The organism is Flavobacterium tiangeerense, assembly GCF_007830355.1.
GTDB classification, from domain to species: Bacteria; Bacteroidota; Bacteroidia; order Flavobacteriales; family Flavobacteriaceae; genus Flavobacterium; species Flavobacterium tiangeerense.
In genome coordinates, this window is the sequence record NZ_VLKO01000001.1 from 290,923 (window position 1) to 308,458 (window position 17,536).

Genomic DNA, 17,536 nt, shown 5'->3' on the forward strand with positions numbered 1-17,536 from the left:
AAAAAACACTAGATTTTAATTATACGAAAAAATGGTTTAGGTCAAAAGGTGATTAAACCCATGACCTAAACCGTATTCATTAAACGGAGTTTAATTATTTAAGCTCAACAACAGCTCCAGCTTCTTCTAAAGATTTTTTAAGACCTTCAGCCTCTTCTTTAGTTACACCTTCTTTAACGTTACTTGGAGCGCTATCAACTACATCTTTAGCTTCTTTCAAACCTAAACCTGTAAGTTCTTTAACTAATTTTACAACTGCTAATTTAGAAGCACCAGCCTCTTTCAATACAACTGTAAATTCAGTTTGAACTTCTTCAGCAGCAGCTTCACCACCACCTGAAACTACTACAGCTGCAGCAGCTGGTTCGATTCCGTACTCATCTTTTAATATTGTTGCTAATTCGTTAACTTCTTTAACTGTAAGGTTAACTAATTGTTCTGCGAATTGTTTCAAATCTGCCATTTTTTTATCGTTTTAAAATGATTTGTAAAATATAATTTATTTATTGTGCGCGTAATTCGAATAATATTAGATAAAATCTAAAATTATTAAGCTTCAACTTCCTCAGAAACCTCTTCGCTACCAGCGAATTGGTTTTGTAAAGCAGAAATAACTCTCTGTGCAGGTGATTGTAATAATCCAATGATTTCACCAATAAGCTCTTCTTTAGATTTGATAGTTGCTAATGCATCTAATTGGTCATCACCTAAATAAATTTCAGAGTTAATGTAAGCACCTTTTAAAATAGGCTTAGCTGATTTTTTTCTAAAATCTTTAATGATTTTTCCAGGAGCATTAGCCACATCTGAAATAAAGATAGCGCTATTACCACTCAATACTGAAGGTAAATCACCATAATCATTATCAGAAGCTTCCATTGCTTTTGCAAGCAACGTGTTTTTTACAACCTCTAATTTTATACCTGCTTTAAAACAAGCTCTTCTTAAACTTGAAGTAGTTTCTGCATTAAGTCCTGAAATATCAGATACATATATAATATTTGTACCAGCTAACTGTGCAGTTAAATTTTCAATCGCGATTGATTTTTCTTCTCTAGTCATACTAAAAGTTATTAACTACCAATTATACTGCTTTAGGATCCAATGCAATAGCAGGACTCATTGTGCTTGTAAGGTGTATACCTTTAATGTATGTACCTTTAGCAGCAGTTGGCTTAAGTTTAATTAATGTTTGAATAATTTCGTGTGCATTGTCATAGATTTGCTCAGCTCCAAAAGAAACTTTACCAATTCCAGCATGAACAATTCCAGTTTTATCAACTTTAAAGTCAATTTTACCAGCTTTAACCTCTTGAACAGCTTTAGCAACATCCATAGTTACTGTACCTGTTTTAGGGTTTGGCATTAAACCTCTTGGTCCTAATATACGACCTAAAGGACCTAATTTACCCATAACAGCTGGCATCGTGATAATTACATCAACATCTGTCCAACCATCTTTGATTTTTTGTAAATAGTCATCAAGACCTACATAATCAGCACCAGCTGCCAAAGCCTCAGCTTCTTTATCTGGAGTAACTAATGCTAATACTTTTACATCTTTACCAGTACCGTGAGGTAATGTAACAACACCTCTTACCATTTGATTCGCTTTTCTTGGATCTACACCCAAACGAACTGCGATATCAACAGACTCATCAAATTTTGCAGAAGCTATAACTTTGATTAATGCAGCAGCATCTTTCAAAGAGTATAGTTTATTCTTCTCAATTTTAGAAGCAGCCTCTTTTTGCTTTTTTGTTAATTTTGCCATTTCTTTCTCTTAATTAAAAAGGAGCATCTCCTGATACAGTTATACCCATAGATCTAGCAGTTCCAGCGATCATGCTCATTGCAGATTCGATTGTGAATGCATTTAGATCTACCATTTTATCTTCAGCTATCGCTTTGATAACATCCCAAGTAACACTAGCTACTTTTTTACGATTTGGTTCACCTGATCCAGACTTTAGCTTTGCAGCCTCCAATAATTGAACGGCAGCTGGAGGAGTTTTTACAACAAAATCAAATGATTTGTCTTTATACACAGTAATTTGTACTGGGCATATTTTGCCAGGTTTATCTTGTGTTCTAGCATTAAATTGCTTACAGAACTCCATGATATTAACCCCAGCAGCTCCTAAAGCAGGTCCAACCGGTGGCGACGGATTCGCAGCACCTCCCTTAACTTGTAGTTTAACTACCTTACTAATTTCTTTAGCCATTTTTTAAAAAATTTAACACCATAATCATTGGAAGCGATTACAGTGGATATTATAGATGTAACAAAAATTATACTTTTTCAACTTGCATAAAACTAAGTTCTAATGGTGTTTTTCTACCGAAAATTTTAACCATTACTTCTAGTTTACGCTTTTCTTCATTTATTTTTTCAACTGAACCATTAAATCCATTAAATGGACCATCAATTACTTTAATTGTCTCTCCAACATTAAAAGGAATAGATCTAGTATCAGTATTTACAGCAAGTTCATCAACCTTACCTAACATTCTGTTAACCTCAGACATTCTTAAAGGAACAGGCTCTCCACCTTTAATCTCACCTAAAAAACCAATAACGCTAGTAATTGATTTTATAATATGAGGTATTTCTCCAACAAGATTCGCTTCTATCATGACATAGCCAGGAAAGTAAACTTTATCTTTAACTAATTTTTTTCCCTCTTTAACAGTTACTACTTTTTCAGTAGGAACTAGAACTTGAGAAACATAATCAGTCATTTCTAATCTTGCAATTTCAGTCTCAATATAAGCTTTAACTTTATTCTCTTGGCCACTTACCGCTCTAACGACATACCATTTTTTTACATTCACATCTGCCATAACAAATAAATTAAGCTTTTATCCAGTTAAAAAATCCAGCTAAAGCTTTTGCGAAAATTTCATCAACTCCCCATGTTCCCAAGGCAAACAATACAGAAAATACAGCCACAACAATCGTGAGACGCTGTACCTCAGACCATTCTGGCCAAGTTACATTTGATTTCAACTCTTCAAATGCTTCTGATATGTAATTTACAACTTTTGTCATTGTGATATATTTTTTTGCACGGGCGGAGGGATTCGAACCCCCATCAACGGTTTTGGAGACCGCTATTCTACCCTTGAACTACGCCCGTAGAATAAAAAACAATGTCGTCGTTAAACGACACTGTTTTTGAATTTATTTTTTTGTAGATTAACCTACAATCTCAGTAACTTGTCCAGCTCCTACTGTTCTACCACCTTCACGGATAGCGAAACGTAAACCAACGCTCATTGCGATTGGGCTTAACAAAGATACATTGATAGTTAAGTTATCTCCTGGCATTACCATCTCTACACCTTCTGGTAAAGTAATAACTCCTGTTACGTCAGTTGTACGTACGTAGAACTGTGGACGGTAGTTGTTATGGAATGGAGTGTGACGTCCACCTTCTTCTTTTTTCAAGATATAAACCTCAGCTTTGAAAGTTGCGTGTGGCTTAACAGATCCTGGCTTAATGATAACCATTCCTCTTTTGATAGATTCTTTATCAACACCTCTTAATAATAAACCTACGTTATCTCCAGCTTCACCTCTATCAAGGATTTTACGGAACATCTCAACTCCAGTGATAGTAGAAGTCAATTTTTCAGCTCCCATACCAATGATTTCAACTGGATCTCCTGTATTAGCAATACCTGTTTCGATACGACCTGTAGCAACAGTTCCACGTCCAGTAATTGTAAATACATCCTCAACTGGCATCAAGAAAGGTTTTTCTGTATCTCTGATTGGCTCTTCGATCCAAGAATCTACAGCTTCCATCAATTCAAGAATTTTAGGAACCCAAGCAGCATCATTATTCAATCCACCTAAAGCAGAACCTTGAATAACTGGACAGTTGTCACCATCATATTCGTAGAAAGACAACAAGTCTCTAATTTCCATTTCAACAAGCTCTAATAACTCAGCATCATCAACCATATCCACTTTGTTCATGAAAACTACCATTCTAGGGATACCTACTTGGCGACCTAAAAGGATGTGCTCACGTGTTTGTGGCATTGGTCCATCAGTTGCAGCTACAACAAGAATAGCTCCATCCATTTGAGCAGCTCCTGTAACCATGTTCTTCACGTAATCCGCGTGACCTGGACAGTCAACGTGTGCATAGTGACGATTAGCAGTTTCATACTCAACGTGAGATGTATTAATTGTAATACCTCTTTCTTTTTCTTCAGGAGCATTATCAATTTGATCAAATGATTTTGCTTGACAGTAACCAGCATCAGATAATACTTTTGTGATTGCTGCTGTTAAAGTAGTTTTACCGTGATCTACGTGTCCGATCGTACCAATATTTAAGTGTGGTTTCGAACGGTTAAAGGTTTCTTTTGCCATTTTACTTAATTTTAATCTTGTTATATATTAATTTTTATTTCCTACTTACTTGAGCCAACTACGGGAATTGAACCCGTGACCTCTTCCTTACCAAGGAAGCACTCTACCTCTGAGCTAAGTCGGCAGAACCTCTTATCAAAGAGCTCGAATTACAATTTGGGAATTTTTCAATCCACCAACCACAATTCAAGTTTTTCTTGTGGGGAGAGCAGGATTCGAACCTGCGAAGTTCACACAGCAGATTTACAGTCTGCCCTCGTTGGCCGCTTGAGTATCTCCCCAACTTTTTTTATTTTATACCTCAATAATTTGAGCCGGCGGAGGGACTCGAACCCACGACCTGCTGATTACAAATCAGCTGCTCTAGCCAACTGAGCTACACTGGCAAATCAATAAAAAAAGTCCGCTATTTCTAACGGACTGCAAATGTATAGATTTTATCTCTCAATCAAAACATTTTTTGAAAAAAATTTATATTAAATATGAGAACTAATCTTTTCTTTTCTCTTGAGCAACATTCGCTCTAGAGATTCTGAAGACAACTCTATCGCTTCTTCAAAGGTTTTACACTGCTTTTTTACCAGAAATTCATCACCTGGAACAATTATTTTTACTTCGGCAATTTTATTTTCTTTTTCACTAGTTTTCTCAACTTTCAAAAAAACATCCGACGATACAACCTTGTCATAGTACTTTTCTAATTTATCCAATCGCTCTTGAACAAAATCAACTAGCTTCTTGTCAACTGTAAAGTTAACTGCGTGTACACTTACCTTCATAATCTTCTTTTTTTTTAATGGTTCAAATTGTATTATTCTTTTCTCGCGGGTGCGCTTTTGCATATACATTTTTAAGCTCAGCTAAACTGTTATGGGTATAAACCTGAGTAGAAGCTAAACTTGAATGTCCAAGCAACTCTTTAACGGAGTTTAAATCAGCCCCATTATTTAACAAATGAGTAGCAAACGTATGCCTTAAAATGTGAGGACTTTTTTTTAACTTTTCAGATATATTACTAAAGTACGAATTTATTAATCGATACACAAAAGAATCACTTAATTTATCTCCTTTTTTAGTTAGAAAAAAACACTCTCCATCATTAATTACATCCAATGTTCTTCTTTCTTCTTGATAACGAGATATTTGATCTTTAAGTATAGGCAACAACGGAACTATTCGCTCTTTATTTCGCTTTCCTAATACTTTTATAGTGTTGTTTAACAAATTTACATCTGAATTTTTTAAATGTATCAACTCGGTCCGGCGAATACCGGTAGCATAAAACAACTCTACAACTAGAGCATTTCTTATTTGCTCAAAACCTTCAGCATGCTGGGTTTCAAACAAAAGATTTTGCATTTCATTTTCCGAAAAAGGTATTTGTACTTTTTTAGCTGTTTTGAGAGCTTTATGTTTTAGTAAAGGACTTGTCTCAATTTGCTTTATTTTCATTAAAAATTTAAAGTAGGCTTTAAGGGAAGCTACTTTACGATTGACAGAACTATTCGAAACCGACTTATCCACTAGTGAGACTATCCAGTTTCTTATTTGAGCATAATGAACATGATCTATAGTTTCTTGGTCAAATTCTTTTTTAATGTAATCCGAAAATGTATCTACATCCACACAGTAAGCCATAATGGTGTGTGCTGAATATTTTTTCTCAAAAGTGAGATAATCTCGAAATGCATCTTTATTAGTAGCCATAAAAAAACCGTTAGCATCAAAGTTATTAAATTTTGATCACTAACGGTTTTATTTTTCTGTAAAATAGATTAACTCTCTAAGTTATCTCTCATATTTTGGATATAAGCCGCTTTTTGAATTTTGATTCTATTCGTTACTGAAGGCTTAATAAAAGCAGTACGTGCTCTTAATTGACGAACAGTTCCTGTTTTATCAAATTTTCTTTTGTAACGTTTTAACGCTCTATCGATATTTTCTCCGTCTTTAATTGGTATAATTAACATAATATAGACACCCCCTTTCTTTAGGCTGCAAAAGTAGGATAATAAAGTGAACTAACAAGTGTTTGGATAATTTTATTTAATTTTACCCATAAAATAAAGTTTATGTGGTTTATCGTAATTTCTACCCTATTGCTTTTCGCAAGTATTTTACCCTATATGCCACTCACACATTGGTTCTATAGATTTTTTGAGTTTGGCAAAATTCAGATACTTATTTTACAGATTACGGCTTTAGTCTGTAGTTTTATCTTAATCGACGAACTATACAGATTCTTCAGTTATTGACTTTAATAAGCATTATAATCCATCTTGCAGCCCTTTATAAGTATACCTCTTTTCACAAGTCAGTACAAAGAGAAGCTTGTGATATTTCTTCAGAATTAATTACTGTCCTTTCGGCAAACGTATTTCAAGAAAATAAAGAACATGAGAAATTTATAGCTTTAGTTCACAAATACAATCCTGATATTATTTTAACCATGGAATCTGATGAAAATTGGGAAAAGGCACTATTAGTTTTGGATCACAAATACAAATACAATGTCAAAGTAGCCTTGGACAACACCTATGGAATGCATTTATATTCTAAATTAAAAATAACAAATCACAATGTTCATTATTTTGTGGCGGATGATCTGCCCAGTATTGAGGCTAAAATAAGAACTGCTGACAATTTTGAATTCACTTTCTTTGCCGTTCATCCTCCACCGCCAAGTCCTACTGAAGAAGAAAATTCTAAAGAGCGTGATGGAGAACTTTTGAGTATTGCAAAAAAAATAAAACAAAACGCCGATACCTGTGTTGTAGTTGGGGATTTCAATAATGTAGCTTGGGCAAAATCCTCAATCCTTTTTAGAAAAACCAGCGAGACAATTGACGGAAGAATTGGTCGCGGATTCATTTCAAGTTTTCATACCAAATATTGGTTTTTAAGATTCCCTATTGATCTAATGTTTCACACACCAGATGTATTTATTGATAAATTAAAAAGTTTAGAACATTTTGGATCTGATCATTTTCCAATATATGCAAAGTTTTTCATCAACAAGAAAACATCCGTACAACAACACTTAACAGAAAACTTAGAAGAAGGAGAGCATGAGATTGTTCAAGAAATAATCGAAGAAGGCATAAACGAAAAAAGCGACAATCGTAACTGATTGTCGCTTTCTTTATAGTTTTAAAAAATACTGACGCATTATACAACTTTTTGTAAATCGCTATTTCTTTAATTTAACTATTTTTTTATCTCCAAAAATTAGAAAAATAGAAATTTTTTAAACTCAATATCCTTTGTTTGAAATAATTTCAGACCAGCTATTATTTCACAGCCGGCTCATAATTTTGATTATCAATAATCATTTTTCCTAAAATTTCTTTTAAGATTTCTGATGTTCCTCCACCAATAGGCCCTAGACGACTATCTCTAAACAAGCGTGCCAATGGATACTCTTCCATGTAACCGTAGCCTCCTAACATTTGTAAACAACTGTAAATGGTCTCATCGGCTACTTTTGTAGATTTTAATTTTGCCATTGTTGCTTCTTTAACTACATATTCCCCCTTATCAAGACGGGCTACTGCAGCATAATTGAAAATTTTACAATGCTCTACGTCCGTTGCATGTTCTACAAGCGTATGTCTTAATGCTTGGAACTTACTGATTTTTTTACCAAAAGCCTCACGTTGTGACATATATTCAATAGTATAATCAATAGCATATTCACCTCTAGCGTGTGCATTAATTGCCATAATCAAACGCTCTAAAGCAAAATGCTGCATGATATAAGGAAATCCTTTACCCTCTTCACCCATTAAATTTTCAGCAGGGATTTCTACATTATCAAAAGCAATTTCAGCTGTATCAGATGCTCTCCAACCTAGTTTATCAAGTTTTGAAGCTGATATTCCTTTCAAACCCGTATCCATCAAAAAAATACTAATTCCCTTGTTACCAAGTTCTGGATTTGTTTTGGCAGCCACAATGTAATAATCAGCATATATACCATTAGTAATAAATGTTTTTGATCCATTAATTACATAATTGTCCCCTTTTTTAACGGCGTTAGTGCGCATTCCCGCAACATCGCTACCTCCAAAAGGTTCCGAGATACATAAAGCACCTATTTTCTTTCCAGCGATACTCGGGACCAAGTAATCTTGTTTTATCCTTTCATCACCTTCGGCATTTAAGTGTGTCATAGCCAAATAAGCATTAGCCCACATGGCTGCAGCAAAACCTGATGATTTTATTTTTTGTAATTCCTCAAGGAAAATAACCGTGTAAAATAAGTCTAAACCAAGACCGCCGTATGCCTCTGGGTAAGCTATACCAAAATAACCCATTTCCCCGAATTTCTCCCAAATAAAGCGCTCTATTGTTCCTGTTTTTTCCCATTTCTCAATGTGCGGAACTACTTCTTTTTGTAAAAAACCTTTTAAACTTTCTCTAAATGCTTGATGCTCCTCTGTGAAGTAAATTGAATTCATATGTTTTTTTTTCTTTTTAACAAATTTTAAATTGATAGAAACTAGATACAAAGTCAGTTTCTTGATAAGTGCCAAAAAATCAAAATTGGAAAGAACAATAAAATAACATTTTACAAATTATGATAAAAAAACGTACTTTTTATTCTAGTTTTTTGATAGTTCTATTTAAAGTCCAAATATAAGGCAATTATTTTTGCTTTATCAACAGGAAATCCCTTAATTTTTGTTAAATCCTCAATATTTTTTATGTTTCCATTCATACTTCTATATGTTACAATTTCTTTAGCAAGTGCATATCTAAAGTAATGAAACGTGCTAAGTTCTTTTAAAGACGCATTATTGATGTCAACTTTCTTGATATTAGGAAGTGTTCCAACTTTAAAATGAATGTTCAGTTTTTCTAAAACTTCTGGTGACAGTCCCCATATTTCATCCATTTGCTCCATTGAGACAAACCCTCCAAGAGTTTCTTTTTGTTTTAAAATTCGGGTAGAAATAGCATCTCCTATTCCGTAGACCTTCATCAAACCTTCTTTATCGGCTTGATTGATATCTAATACTGATACCTTTTCTTTTTTGGCGAAAGCCTGATACTCCTGATTTTTATATTCTTTATAAGGAGACGTGCCTTTTTTATACTCAACCCAATTAGGGAACTTAAACAAGGGAGACATGGTTTCAAGTAATGAATCTGAAATTTGTGTTACCCGCTGAAATTCTTCTGGGGAGTTCACAAATTTATTCTGCTTTCTAAAAGCAAGTAACCTGTCTATTTCTTGTGTAGACATTCCTAATTTATAGCCTATGTAATCTGAAATAAAATTGGGATTGAATGCATACTGTTGTTTTGGTAAATTTTCAGTAACATTCTTCTCATAATCTAAAGTTGACTGCAACGCAATCCACTGTAACTCCTGCGGTGACTGTTTAATAGTAGTACTAAAATCATAACAATAATAGCATATTTGTAAAAAAATAATGATGGTAAATAATGCTATAATTCCAAAACGTTGTTCTTTATTGAACTTTAAAAAGGATTCAAAAGCTTTGAAGTTCATAATTTGATTGAAATCATTAAAAGTTAAATGAATATAAAAATAAAAAAAATATAGAATCAATCCTTAAAAAATATGAGTATTTAAACCAAAAATATAAGAGTAATTATAATAAATTGACAAAAAAGACATGAAAAAGGATTTTAAAACATTTTTTATGAGTTAAAAATCAATTATTGTTTTTATTTTTTATAAAAAACAATACATTTGGAGCTTAATAACTTAAAACATTAAACAACCATGTCAATTTGGAGAGTTAAACCAGTATCAGCTTTTGAAGCTGATATGAAAAAAAGTCAATTAAAAAGAGTTTTAGGAAAGTGGAGCCTTACTGCAATTGGTATTGGAGCTATTATCGGAGGAGGAATATTCGTTCTTACAGGTACAGGAGCCTATAATCATGCTGGACCAGCACTAGCACTTTCATTTGTTATTGCGGGTATTGCCTGTGTATTTGCAGCGTTGTGCTATTCTGAATTTGCTTCTATTTTACCTGTAGAAGGATCTGCTTATGCCTATGCTTATGGAACTATTGGAGAAATATTTGCTTGGATAATTGGCTGGGGATTAATACTTGAATATGCTATGGGATCTATGACTGTCGCCGTTTCGTGGTCAGGCTATTTCAATAAAATGCTGAAAATGTTTGGTATAAAACTCCCTGAGTGGCTTACCACTGACCCAGCGAGTTATACTGGCGAAGGATTTTCAATGAACTTACCCGCTTTTTTAATTGTAATTTTGGTCATATCTTTATTAATAAAAGGTACTGAAAAGGCAGCTAGCGCTAACAACTTTATTGTAATCTTAAAAGTATCTGCTGTAATTTTTGTAATTATTGCTGGTGCATTCTTCATAAATGTAGACAACTGGTCTCCATTTATACCTGATGTACAAACTATTATAGTTGATGAAAAACCGCATCAAGCTTACGGACTCAAAGGTATTATATCCGGAGCTGCGGCCATTTTCTTTGCATATGTAGGTTTTGATGCTGTTTCTACTCAAGCTGGTGAAGCAATCAATCCTAAAAAGGACGTTCCATTTGCTATTATTGTATCATTATTAGTATGTACAATTCTTTACATATTAGTATCATTAGTTTTAACAGGTATGATTAGCTACCAAGACTTTAACCCACTAGGAAAATATCCTGAAGCTATTAAAGCTCCCGTAGCTTATGCATTTGATATTGCTGGACAAGCATGGGCTGGTTATATTATTACAATAGCTGCTACTGTAGGTTTGATATCAGTATTAATGGTAATGATCATGGGACAGTCACGTATATTCTTAGGAATGTCAAAAGATGGTTTGATTCCTCCTGTTTTCTCAAAGGTTAATCCTTTATCTGGTACGCCAAAAACAAACTTGATGATCTTAGGTGGATTTATTGCTACTGTTGCTGCCTTTACACCGATTAGTAAATTAGCAGAAATGTGTAGTTTTGGAACTTTATTCGCCTTTACAATGGTATGTGTCGCTGTGTGGATTCTGAGAATTAAACAACCTGGTTTAGAACGAACTTTTAAAGTACCTGCTTTACCAGTAATTGCTGTTTGTGGTATAGCAATTAACATTTATTTAATGACTCAACTAAGTTTAGATGCTCAAAAATTCTCGATGGGCTGGTTAGGAATAGGTCTCTTAATTTACTTCCTTTACGGAAAAAGAAATTCTAAATTGAACAACCCACAAAACTAAAATTAAAAAGGCTCCTAATAATTAGGAGCCTTTTTTTATTTATTTTACAAATCAAATACTGAAGTTCGTTTTGCCCTTATGAGATCTTTTAACTTCATCCAAAATGCGAGCGTAAGATACACTGCAAACCATAATCCAGCAGTGACAAAGGAAAGGTATATAAAAAAAAGACGCACACTACTTGCCCGCATTCCAAGAGTATCTGCTAATCTGGAAGAAACATGAAATCCGTGTTTTTCGAAAAAAAATTTTATTTTTAAAATTGCTGACATCTAGGAATGAATTTAATAAATACAAAAATACAACTCTATAATCACATCTTCTTATTCTTGTCTATTTGTTTTTGAGCAAATCCATACCGATACTACATTGTAAACACAAACTTTGGTTGCAATACTCATTTTTCAATTGCAAAAGTGATTGTGAATAAAAAGCATTTTTTGAAACTATTCCGAAAGAGGTAAACTTATCCACAATCGAATTTTTCTCTGGTGCAATTTCCATAAGCAAATTGATAAAATCCTCTGCTATTTCTTTACCCTGACTCTTTAGATAGGCAAATTGTATCGGAATTATGGTATTGATTACAATCAAATCAACGAATGATTTAGAGAGCCTTTTATTCTTTTTAGGACTTACTTTATCAAACTGATAATGTGTATTCCAATACAACGATGAAGGAATTTGAAACAAATTATAACAACTTTGTAAAGACTTTAAAGCACTAATTTTTGAAAATAAATTTTGATGTAAATGGTACAAATTTGACAATTGAGAAAGTCTAATTGTGGGAAAATTATCTGGGCGATGTTTAAAAAACTGAACAGGCTCTATAATTTCTTTATCAAGCTGGTATTTATGAAGTAAATAAAAATACCTGAATTTCAAATCCTTAAAATAGTTATCCTCTTTATCAGCATCTAATAAACCTGCGGTACCAAAAATTAAAGCTTCTAAATTTTCAACTTCAAAACTTTCTTTTCTAATGGTAGCAAATGGAATAGATTGTGCAATTTTTAAAAAAGTGTCTCCGTTGGTGTTTAAGCCAAAATTTTTGGCCAAAAGACAAAATAAAACCGCTTCCCAATCTTGATTAGTTTGATTTAATAAATCGAAAATAGGTTTTGATTTACGTTCTAAACGTTCAAAAAACAATCGTTCTTGCCAATTTTTCAATACAAACTCATCAACTTGATTAATTTGTTTCTCGCAGAAAATCCAAGATTTAGGAGCTACAAGAGATTGATAGTTGCTAAGAATTGAGGGATCAACATAATTTTTAAGCTCTAAAACTGGTATTTCGGTATTGTTTTTTCGGTGAATTTCGGTGTCATGTTCCCAAACTACATGCAAAATAACACTATCGTAGGCATCGTCTTTTTCGTGATGATGTACATACCAATCAGAAGATTTTATATGTATTTCAACATTTCCAGCCCATTTTTGACCCTCAATAAGGATTTGAGCATTAAAAAAATCAGGGCCCGAAAGTTCTAAATACTGCCCAACATTTATGATAGTCAAGGATTCACCTTGATGTGTTTTCAAATCTAGAATATTGAATTTTTTAAATCTCCAGATGTAATGAAGAAAATCTTCTTTCATATTGTTTATATTTCACTACTTACTAAATTAGTGAAATAATCTATTCTGAGCAAAACATAATTCGAATTTAAGGTAAACAAGCTAAGTACTATCTATTTCAATAAGTACAATTGTGCACAAGCTCGCGCATCAGACAGCGCTTCATGGTGGTTAAGTTCTATGTTCATTTCTCGACAACAATCACTCAGTTTTGTAGGCTTAAATCCTTTTCCTCGGTATATTTTGACCGTACATTCCCATCGATCAGCGATATTTAGATCCGAATAATCTAAATAGTTATTCGCCATGGACTTAGCCAAAACATTCCTATCAAAACTCTCATTATGAGCAACAATTACACGATTATAAAGCCTTTTGTGGATTTCAGGATATATTTCAGCAAAAGTCTTTGCGTACTCTGTATCGTATGGATGAATACCATGCACTTGAATTGTGTATGGGGAATAGTAATTATTAGGTGGTTGTATCAAGGTAACAAATTCATCAACAATGATACCGTTTTCAACGGTTACAATACCTACAGAGCAAGGGTGATAACCAATTGCTGTTTCAAAATCTATTGCAGTAAAAGTCACTTTATTTCTATATTAAGGTAATATTTACAAATATACATCAAAAATAAGTTCCTCATACTCCAAATAACTTTTAACCTATTCGTGAAATAATTTCAATAAAATAAAAAAAGCCTACAAAGTAAAAACAATGTAGGCCTCTAATACTATTTATAACTATTTATTTAATAGAACCAATAATATCATATTTAGTAATAATATGGTGATTCCCATTTGCTAATTCAACTAAAACAGCTTCGTTTTCTTTTGTGAATAATTTAGAAACCTCTTCAATAGGTGTTCCCTGCTTCACTATTGGAAAAGGTTTACCCATAACCTCTTTTATCGGTTTATCAGCTACATTTTTATCAGCAACATAACTTTGAAACAAATCACTTTCGTCAACAGAGCCTACAAAACCAGTAATGTCAATTACCGGAATTTGAGAAATCTTGTATTTACGCATGCGCTCAATAGCATGTGAAACCAACTCTTCGGTGCGAACAACAATAAGTGGCTTATCAATATGATCTTTTATAACATCTTCTGCCTTAGTTACTTCTTCTTCTAAAAATCCACGTTCACGCATCCATTCATCATTATACATTTTCCCTACGTAACGGCTTCCTGAATCATGAAAAAGCACAACAACTACGTCTTCTGGCTTAAAATGTTCTTTTAATTGAAGCAAACCTTTAATGGCAGCACCTGCCGAGTTCCCTACAAAAATTCCTTCTTCAAGTGCAATTTTCCGAGTGTAAACTGCCGCATCTTTATCTGTAACTTTTGTAAACCCATCAATAAGGGAAAAATCAACATTTTTAGGAAGAATATCTTCCCCTATACCCTCGGTGATATAGGAATAAATTTCGTTTTCATCAAAAATTCCGGTTTCATGATATTTTTTAAATACAGATCCGTAAGTATCAATTCCCCAAATTTTGATGTTTGGATTTTGTTCTTTTAAATATTTAGCAGTACCTGATATCGTTCCACCCGTACCAACACCTACCACGAAATGGGTAATTTTACCGTTAGTTTGTTCCCAAATTTCTGGACCCGTTTGCTCATAATGCGCAATTGCATTAGATGGATTATCGTATTGATTGACATACCATGAATTAGGTGTTTCCTCAGCTAGCCGTTTTGAAACTGAGTAATATGATCTTGGATCAGTAGGCTCTACATCAGTAGGACAAACAACAACTTTTGCTCCTACGGCACGTAGAATATCCATTTTTTCTTTAGATTGTTTATCAGAAATAACACAGATTAATTTGTATCCTTTAATGATAGCAACTAGTGCAAGTCCCATTCCTGTATTCCCTGAAGTACCTTCAATTATGGTTCCTCCGGGTTGTAATCTACCATCAGCCTCGGCATCTTCAACCATTTTAACTGCCATTCTATCTTTTACAGAATTTCCTGGATTAAAAGTTTCTACTTTTGCAAGTACAAGAGCATCCACTTCGGCGGTTACTCTATTTAGTTTTACTAAAGGTGTGTTGCCTATTGTTCCTAATATATTTTCGGCGTAGCGCATTTGGTTATAAATTTTAAATGATATATTGTAGTCTATAATGGTGCAAAGATAACATTTTTGCAAGTAATATTCTTGTATAAGACAGATTGCGTTCGTGATAGAAGCGGCATCCTTTTCTTGCTTTCTTTAAGCAAGAAAAGATATAGCGCATAGCACGGAAAAACGCCCTAAAGAAAATTGAAATTAATTGAAAAAGTTCCAGATTAAACCAAAACGAATTGTGAAATCACGAGATGGATTATTAGGTGAAGCATAAAAATTATTACCCGTAAGGCTTGAATTAAAATGTTCTGCTTTTAAGTAAATTCTAGTCCTTTGAATTTTGGCATTTATAAAAAAATCTAAATTTGGGTGATTCCCAATTTGTTTCTCGTTTTGAACAAAAAACTCGCCAATTAACGGGTTGTATTCATTCGCAAAGTAATTTGAAAAATAATTTAACGAAACTCCCGTTTGTAAAAACAATGCATTTTTGAAGAAATAATTAGAATAATAAATCGTATTTCTTGTTACCACTTCCGGCACGTTTAAAACAAGTTCATCTTGTGTTGTTTTTTGAAATAAAACAGTATTGTCAAGAGCAAAATTACCAAAACTAATTTCTTTACTTAACTTTAAAGAAGCATAATTTATAGTTCCATTATACTGAGCAGGTGTCACAATTTGAGTCCGAACACTTTTTTGCTGGTTGTTTGCAATGTTAGCAAAGTATAAATAATCATTAAGTATGGTATATTGAAAATCAATTTCAACCCAAGGAGAAACTACATTAGCATTTATTCTATTGATTTTTTCATTTTTAAAATCATTAGACCAGTTGTACTGTATATAACTACTTTGGTATAAGTTATAATTATTATTTGGCAACTTATTCAAATTTTGATATTGTAAAGACAGTTGAAAATCTTCATTAAAATTAAATATAAAATTTGCATCTAGATTTGATAAAGATTGCGGTGTTATGGATCGTTGATACGAGAAATCACCAGAGATTTTTTTTTGATAAAAAGCGTATTTACCTGATATGGTATTAATATCTTGACTTAAGGAATTAGGAATATTAGTTTGATTGTTAAAAATTAAAATCCTATTGTAATACGAATTTGATCTAAAATCATCAATAAAAAAATAAAACTTACCCAATAAACTGTTTTCTAACGTCACCCCTACTTTATTGTACAATTTATTATAGCGGGTTTGGTCGTTTATATTGGAATTAATAAACGAATCACCAAAACGTTCAACAGCTGAAGAACCTACCGTTGAGGGAACTGTACGCTGATTGTATTCGAAAAATCTATTCTCATAATTAACTTGATGCGAAACATACAAATTTGTATTCCCTTTTTCCGGATTTATTCTAAAATTATGATCCAGAAAAACTCTTTTCCCTTTTAGGAAAGACTTTGCATCTGTAAAATACACTTCAAACCGCTGTCTATTATTAAAGCTTGTGTTTTCACTTTCAAAATCTTCAATAGTAGTAATGCCACCATTCTCTTCATTTAAAATGTCTTGAAAAGTGTAATGCGCCTTTGCAAAATAACGCTTGTTCTTTGTATTATAGCTAGTAGTAAACCTAAAATTACCCGTACTAGATAATTGGTTCAGATATTCCCCCTCAGACCGAAGTCCCTTATATGCAATAGAAAAATTAAGATTTTCTGACGTATTCAGAGTAATAAAAGCGTCTACAGATTGACCTCTATTTATGGTAGTTTTAAAATACAACTCGGTAACAGGCGTAGCAACCGAATAATACCGTAAATCCTGTGCTTCTAAAAAATTAAAATGCTTGGCTTTAAAGCCAAACTCAGGTAATGGGTTGTACTCTCTTAGGCTATACTGTAAGGTATTATATGTTTGCCCATCATTTGCAAAAGGAAGTAAACCAAAAATATCTTTTCGAAGATAGTTATGACTATATTCTTTTTGAATGGTCAAAGAAGTGTCTATATAAGTAGTGTCGTTATCAATCGTGATTACTTTATAAAGATCAATTGATGCTATTTTTTCTTTTTTCGATTTGATAGGTTCCGTACTTTTATATGCATCAACATTACCCATTTTTCCAAGCTTACGCCCTTGCGAGTAAAACAAAGCTGGCAGTGATAAAAAACAAAACAATAATAATATTCTCATTTGAAAGAAATCTAATTAGTAGATTGTAAATATATTTTATTCCAACAAAGGTAAATGAAAATACTATTTAAAATAAAAAAACCCGCTAT

The 17,536-nt window shown here is 33.1% G+C and carries 19 protein-coding genes and 4 tRNA genes; 2 read left to right on the top strand and 21 right to left on the bottom strand.

The window, feature by feature from the left end; all coding sequences use genetic code 11:
• Nucleotides 1-94: 94 nt before the first annotated feature.
• The 14 genes from rplL to rpsU form a co-directional block, all read right to left on the bottom strand.
• Nucleotides 95-463 carry a 50S ribosomal protein L7/L12 gene (gene rplL / locus IQ05_RS01295; protein ID WP_114754963.1) on the bottom strand — a complete coding sequence of 123 codons (369 nt, stop codon included), beginning with the start codon at nucleotides 461-463 and terminating at the stop codon, nucleotides 95-97.
• 86 nt (nucleotides 464-549) lie between these two features.
• Entirely contained in the window at nucleotides 550-1,062 is a 513-nt protein-coding gene (gene rplJ / locus IQ05_RS01300) for a 50S ribosomal protein L10 (protein WP_086455316.1), read from the bottom strand.
• Nucleotides 1,063-1,084: 22 nt separating this feature from the next.
• Nucleotides 1,085-1,774: a 50S ribosomal protein L1 gene (gene rplA, locus IQ05_RS01305; RefSeq protein WP_039111376.1), complete on the bottom strand. Its 690-nt coding sequence runs from the start codon at nucleotides 1,772-1,774 to the stop codon at nucleotides 1,085-1,087.
• Nucleotides 1,775-1,787: 13 nt separating this feature from the next.
• On the bottom strand, nucleotides 1,788-2,225 hold the full coding sequence (gene rplK / locus IQ05_RS01310) for a 50S ribosomal protein L11 (RefSeq protein ID WP_007807442.1): 438 nt from the start codon (nucleotides 2,223-2,225) through the stop codon (nucleotides 1,788-1,790).
• A 67-nt stretch (nucleotides 2,226-2,292) separates the two neighbouring features.
• Entirely contained in the window at nucleotides 2,293-2,844 is a 552-nt protein-coding gene (gene nusG, locus IQ05_RS01315) for a transcription termination/antitermination protein NusG (RefSeq protein ID WP_086455317.1), read from the bottom strand.
• Between the two features lie 10 nt (nucleotides 2,845-2,854).
• The gene (gene secE / locus IQ05_RS01320) at nucleotides 2,855-3,052 is read right to left on the bottom strand and encodes a preprotein translocase subunit SecE (RefSeq protein ID WP_086455318.1); all 198 of its coding nucleotides are present in this window, start codon (nucleotides 3,050-3,052) and stop codon (nucleotides 2,855-2,857) included.
• A 17-nt stretch (nucleotides 3,053-3,069) separates the two neighbouring features.
• Nucleotides 3,070-3,140 (bottom strand) — tRNA-Trp (locus tag IQ05_RS01325).
• A 59-nt stretch (nucleotides 3,141-3,199) separates the two neighbouring features.
• The gene (gene tuf, locus IQ05_RS01330) at nucleotides 3,200-4,387 is read right to left on the bottom strand and encodes an elongation factor Tu (RefSeq protein ID WP_144889110.1); all 1,188 of its coding nucleotides are present in this window, start codon (nucleotides 4,385-4,387) and stop codon (nucleotides 3,200-3,202) included.
• A gap of 52 nt (nucleotides 4,388-4,439) precedes the next feature.
• Nucleotides 4,440-4,511, bottom strand: a tRNA-Thr gene (locus IQ05_RS01335).
• A 76-nt stretch (nucleotides 4,512-4,587) separates the two neighbouring features.
• Nucleotides 4,588-4,668 (bottom strand) — tRNA-Tyr (locus IQ05_RS01340).
• A 31-nt stretch (nucleotides 4,669-4,699) separates the two neighbouring features.
• Nucleotides 4,700-4,773: transfer RNA gene (locus IQ05_RS01345), tRNA-Thr, on the bottom strand.
• A gap of 90 nt (nucleotides 4,774-4,863) precedes the next feature.
• A complete protein-coding gene (gene hpf / locus IQ05_RS01350) occupies nucleotides 4,864-5,166 on the bottom strand; it encodes a ribosome hibernation-promoting factor, HPF/YfiA family (protein WP_144889111.1) in 303 nt (100 codons plus the stop codon).
• 22 nt (nucleotides 5,167-5,188) lie between these two features.
• Nucleotides 5,189-6,094, bottom strand: coding sequence for a tyrosine-type recombinase/integrase (locus tag IQ05_RS01355; RefSeq protein WP_144889112.1), 906 nt, complete (start codon nucleotides 6,092-6,094; stop codon nucleotides 5,189-5,191).
• A 68-nt stretch (nucleotides 6,095-6,162) separates the two neighbouring features.
• Nucleotides 6,163-6,357, bottom strand: a complete 195-nt coding sequence (gene rpsU, locus IQ05_RS01360) for a 30S ribosomal protein S21 (protein ID WP_035670421.1) — start codon at nucleotides 6,355-6,357, stop codon at nucleotides 6,163-6,165.
• A 281-nt stretch (nucleotides 6,358-6,638) separates the two neighbouring features.
• Here rpsU and IQ05_RS01365 point away from each other — a divergent pair, with 281 nt between their 5' ends.
• Nucleotides 6,639-7,517, top strand: coding sequence for an endonuclease/exonuclease/phosphatase family protein (locus IQ05_RS01365; RefSeq protein ID WP_244289509.1), 879 nt, complete (start codon nucleotides 6,639-6,641; stop codon nucleotides 7,515-7,517).
• Nucleotides 7,518-7,677: 160 nt separating this feature from the next.
• On the opposite strand, the gene IQ05_RS01370 is transcribed toward IQ05_RS01365, so the two are convergent.
• A complete protein-coding gene (locus tag IQ05_RS01370) occupies nucleotides 7,678-8,847 on the bottom strand; it encodes an acyl-CoA dehydrogenase family protein (protein ID WP_144889114.1) in 1,170 nt (389 codons plus the stop codon).
• Between the two features lie 161 nt (nucleotides 8,848-9,008).
• The gene (locus IQ05_RS01375) at nucleotides 9,009-9,905 is read right to left on the bottom strand and encodes a ComEA family DNA-binding protein (RefSeq protein WP_144889115.1); all 897 of its coding nucleotides are present in this window, start codon (nucleotides 9,903-9,905) and stop codon (nucleotides 9,009-9,011) included.
• Between the two features lie 237 nt (nucleotides 9,906-10,142).
• Here IQ05_RS01375 and IQ05_RS01380 point away from each other — a divergent pair, with 237 nt between their 5' ends.
• Entirely contained in the window at nucleotides 10,143-11,606 is a 1,464-nt protein-coding gene (locus IQ05_RS01380; protein ID WP_144889116.1) for an amino acid permease, read from the top strand.
• A 44-nt stretch (nucleotides 11,607-11,650) separates the two neighbouring features.
• Here the strand turns inward: IQ05_RS01380 and IQ05_RS15480 are convergent, their stop codons facing one another.
• The 5 genes from IQ05_RS15480 to IQ05_RS01405 all read right to left on the bottom strand — a co-directional run bounded on the left by IQ05_RS15480 (nucleotide 11,651) and on the right by IQ05_RS01405 (nucleotide 17,447).
• Entirely contained in the window at nucleotides 11,651-11,878 is a 228-nt protein-coding gene (locus tag IQ05_RS15480; RefSeq protein ID WP_144889117.1) for a PspC domain-containing protein, read from the bottom strand.
• Between the two features lie 61 nt (nucleotides 11,879-11,939).
• Nucleotides 11,940-13,211, bottom strand: coding sequence for a DUF2851 family protein (locus tag IQ05_RS01390; RefSeq protein ID WP_144889118.1), 1,272 nt, complete (start codon nucleotides 13,209-13,211; stop codon nucleotides 11,940-11,942).
• Nucleotides 13,212-13,303: 92 nt separating this feature from the next.
• The gene (locus IQ05_RS01395) at nucleotides 13,304-13,786 is read right to left on the bottom strand and encodes a 3'-5' exonuclease (RefSeq protein WP_144889119.1); all 483 of its coding nucleotides are present in this window, start codon (nucleotides 13,784-13,786) and stop codon (nucleotides 13,304-13,306) included.
• A 157-nt stretch (nucleotides 13,787-13,943) separates the two neighbouring features.
• Entirely contained in the window at nucleotides 13,944-15,305 is a 1,362-nt protein-coding gene (locus IQ05_RS01400) for a pyridoxal-phosphate dependent enzyme (RefSeq protein ID WP_144889120.1), read from the bottom strand.
• 183 nt (nucleotides 15,306-15,488) lie between these two features.
• Nucleotides 15,489-17,447, bottom strand: coding sequence for a putative porin (locus IQ05_RS01405; protein WP_144889121.1), 1,959 nt, complete (start codon nucleotides 17,445-17,447; stop codon nucleotides 15,489-15,491).
• Between the last annotated feature and the right edge of the window lie 89 nt (nucleotides 17,448-17,536).

Coding starts and splice junctions, on each gene's coding strand:
- rplL (WP_114754963.1), bottom strand. CDS start 463: ATGGCAGATTTGAAACAATTCGCAGAACAATTAGTTAACCTTACAGTT.
- rplJ (WP_086455316.1), bottom strand. CDS start 1,062: ATGACTAGAGAAGAAAAATCAATCGCGATTGAAAATTTAACTGCACAG.
- rplA (WP_039111376.1), bottom strand. CDS start 1,774: ATGGCAAAATTAACAAAAAAGCAAAAAGAGGCTGCTTCTAAAATTGAG.
- rplK (WP_007807442.1), bottom strand. CDS start 2,225: ATGGCTAAAGAAATTAGTAAGGTAGTTAAACTACAAGTTAAGGGAGGT.
- nusG (WP_086455317.1), bottom strand. CDS start 2,844: ATGGCAGATGTGAATGTAAAAAAATGGTATGTCGTTAGAGCGGTAAGT.
- secE (WP_086455318.1), bottom strand. CDS start 3,052: ATGACAAAAGTTGTAAATTACATATCAGAAGCATTTGAAGAGTTGAAA.
- tuf (WP_144889110.1), bottom strand. CDS start 4,387: ATGGCAAAAGAAACCTTTAACCGTTCGAAACCACACTTAAATATTGGT.
- hpf (WP_144889111.1), bottom strand. CDS start 5,166: ATGAAGGTAAGTGTACACGCAGTTAACTTTACAGTTGACAAGAAGCTA.
- IQ05_RS01355 (WP_144889112.1), bottom strand. CDS start 6,094: ATGGCTACTAATAAAGATGCATTTCGAGATTATCTCACTTTTGAGAAA.
- rpsU (WP_035670421.1), bottom strand. CDS start 6,357: ATGTTAATTATACCAATTAAAGACGGAGAAAATATCGATAGAGCGTTA.
- IQ05_RS01370 (WP_144889114.1), bottom strand. CDS start 8,847: ATGAATTCAATTTACTTCACAGAGGAGCATCAAGCATTTAGAGAAAGT.
- IQ05_RS01375 (WP_144889115.1), bottom strand. CDS start 9,905: ATGAACTTCAAAGCTTTTGAATCCTTTTTAAAGTTCAATAAAGAACAA.
- IQ05_RS01380 (WP_144889116.1), top strand. CDS start 10,143: ATGTCAATTTGGAGAGTTAAACCAGTATCAGCTTTTGAAGCTGATATG.
- IQ05_RS15480 (WP_144889117.1), bottom strand. CDS start 11,878: ATGTCAGCAATTTTAAAAATAAAATTTTTTTTCGAAAAACACGGATTT.
- IQ05_RS01390 (WP_144889118.1), bottom strand. CDS start 13,211: ATGAAAGAAGATTTTCTTCATTACATCTGGAGATTTAAAAAATTCAAT.
- IQ05_RS01400 (WP_144889120.1), bottom strand. CDS start 15,305: ATGCGCTACGCCGAAAATATATTAGGAACAATAGGCAACACACCTTTA.
- IQ05_RS01405 (WP_144889121.1), bottom strand. CDS start 17,447: ATGAGAATATTATTATTGTTTTGTTTTTTATCACTGCCAGCTTTGTTT.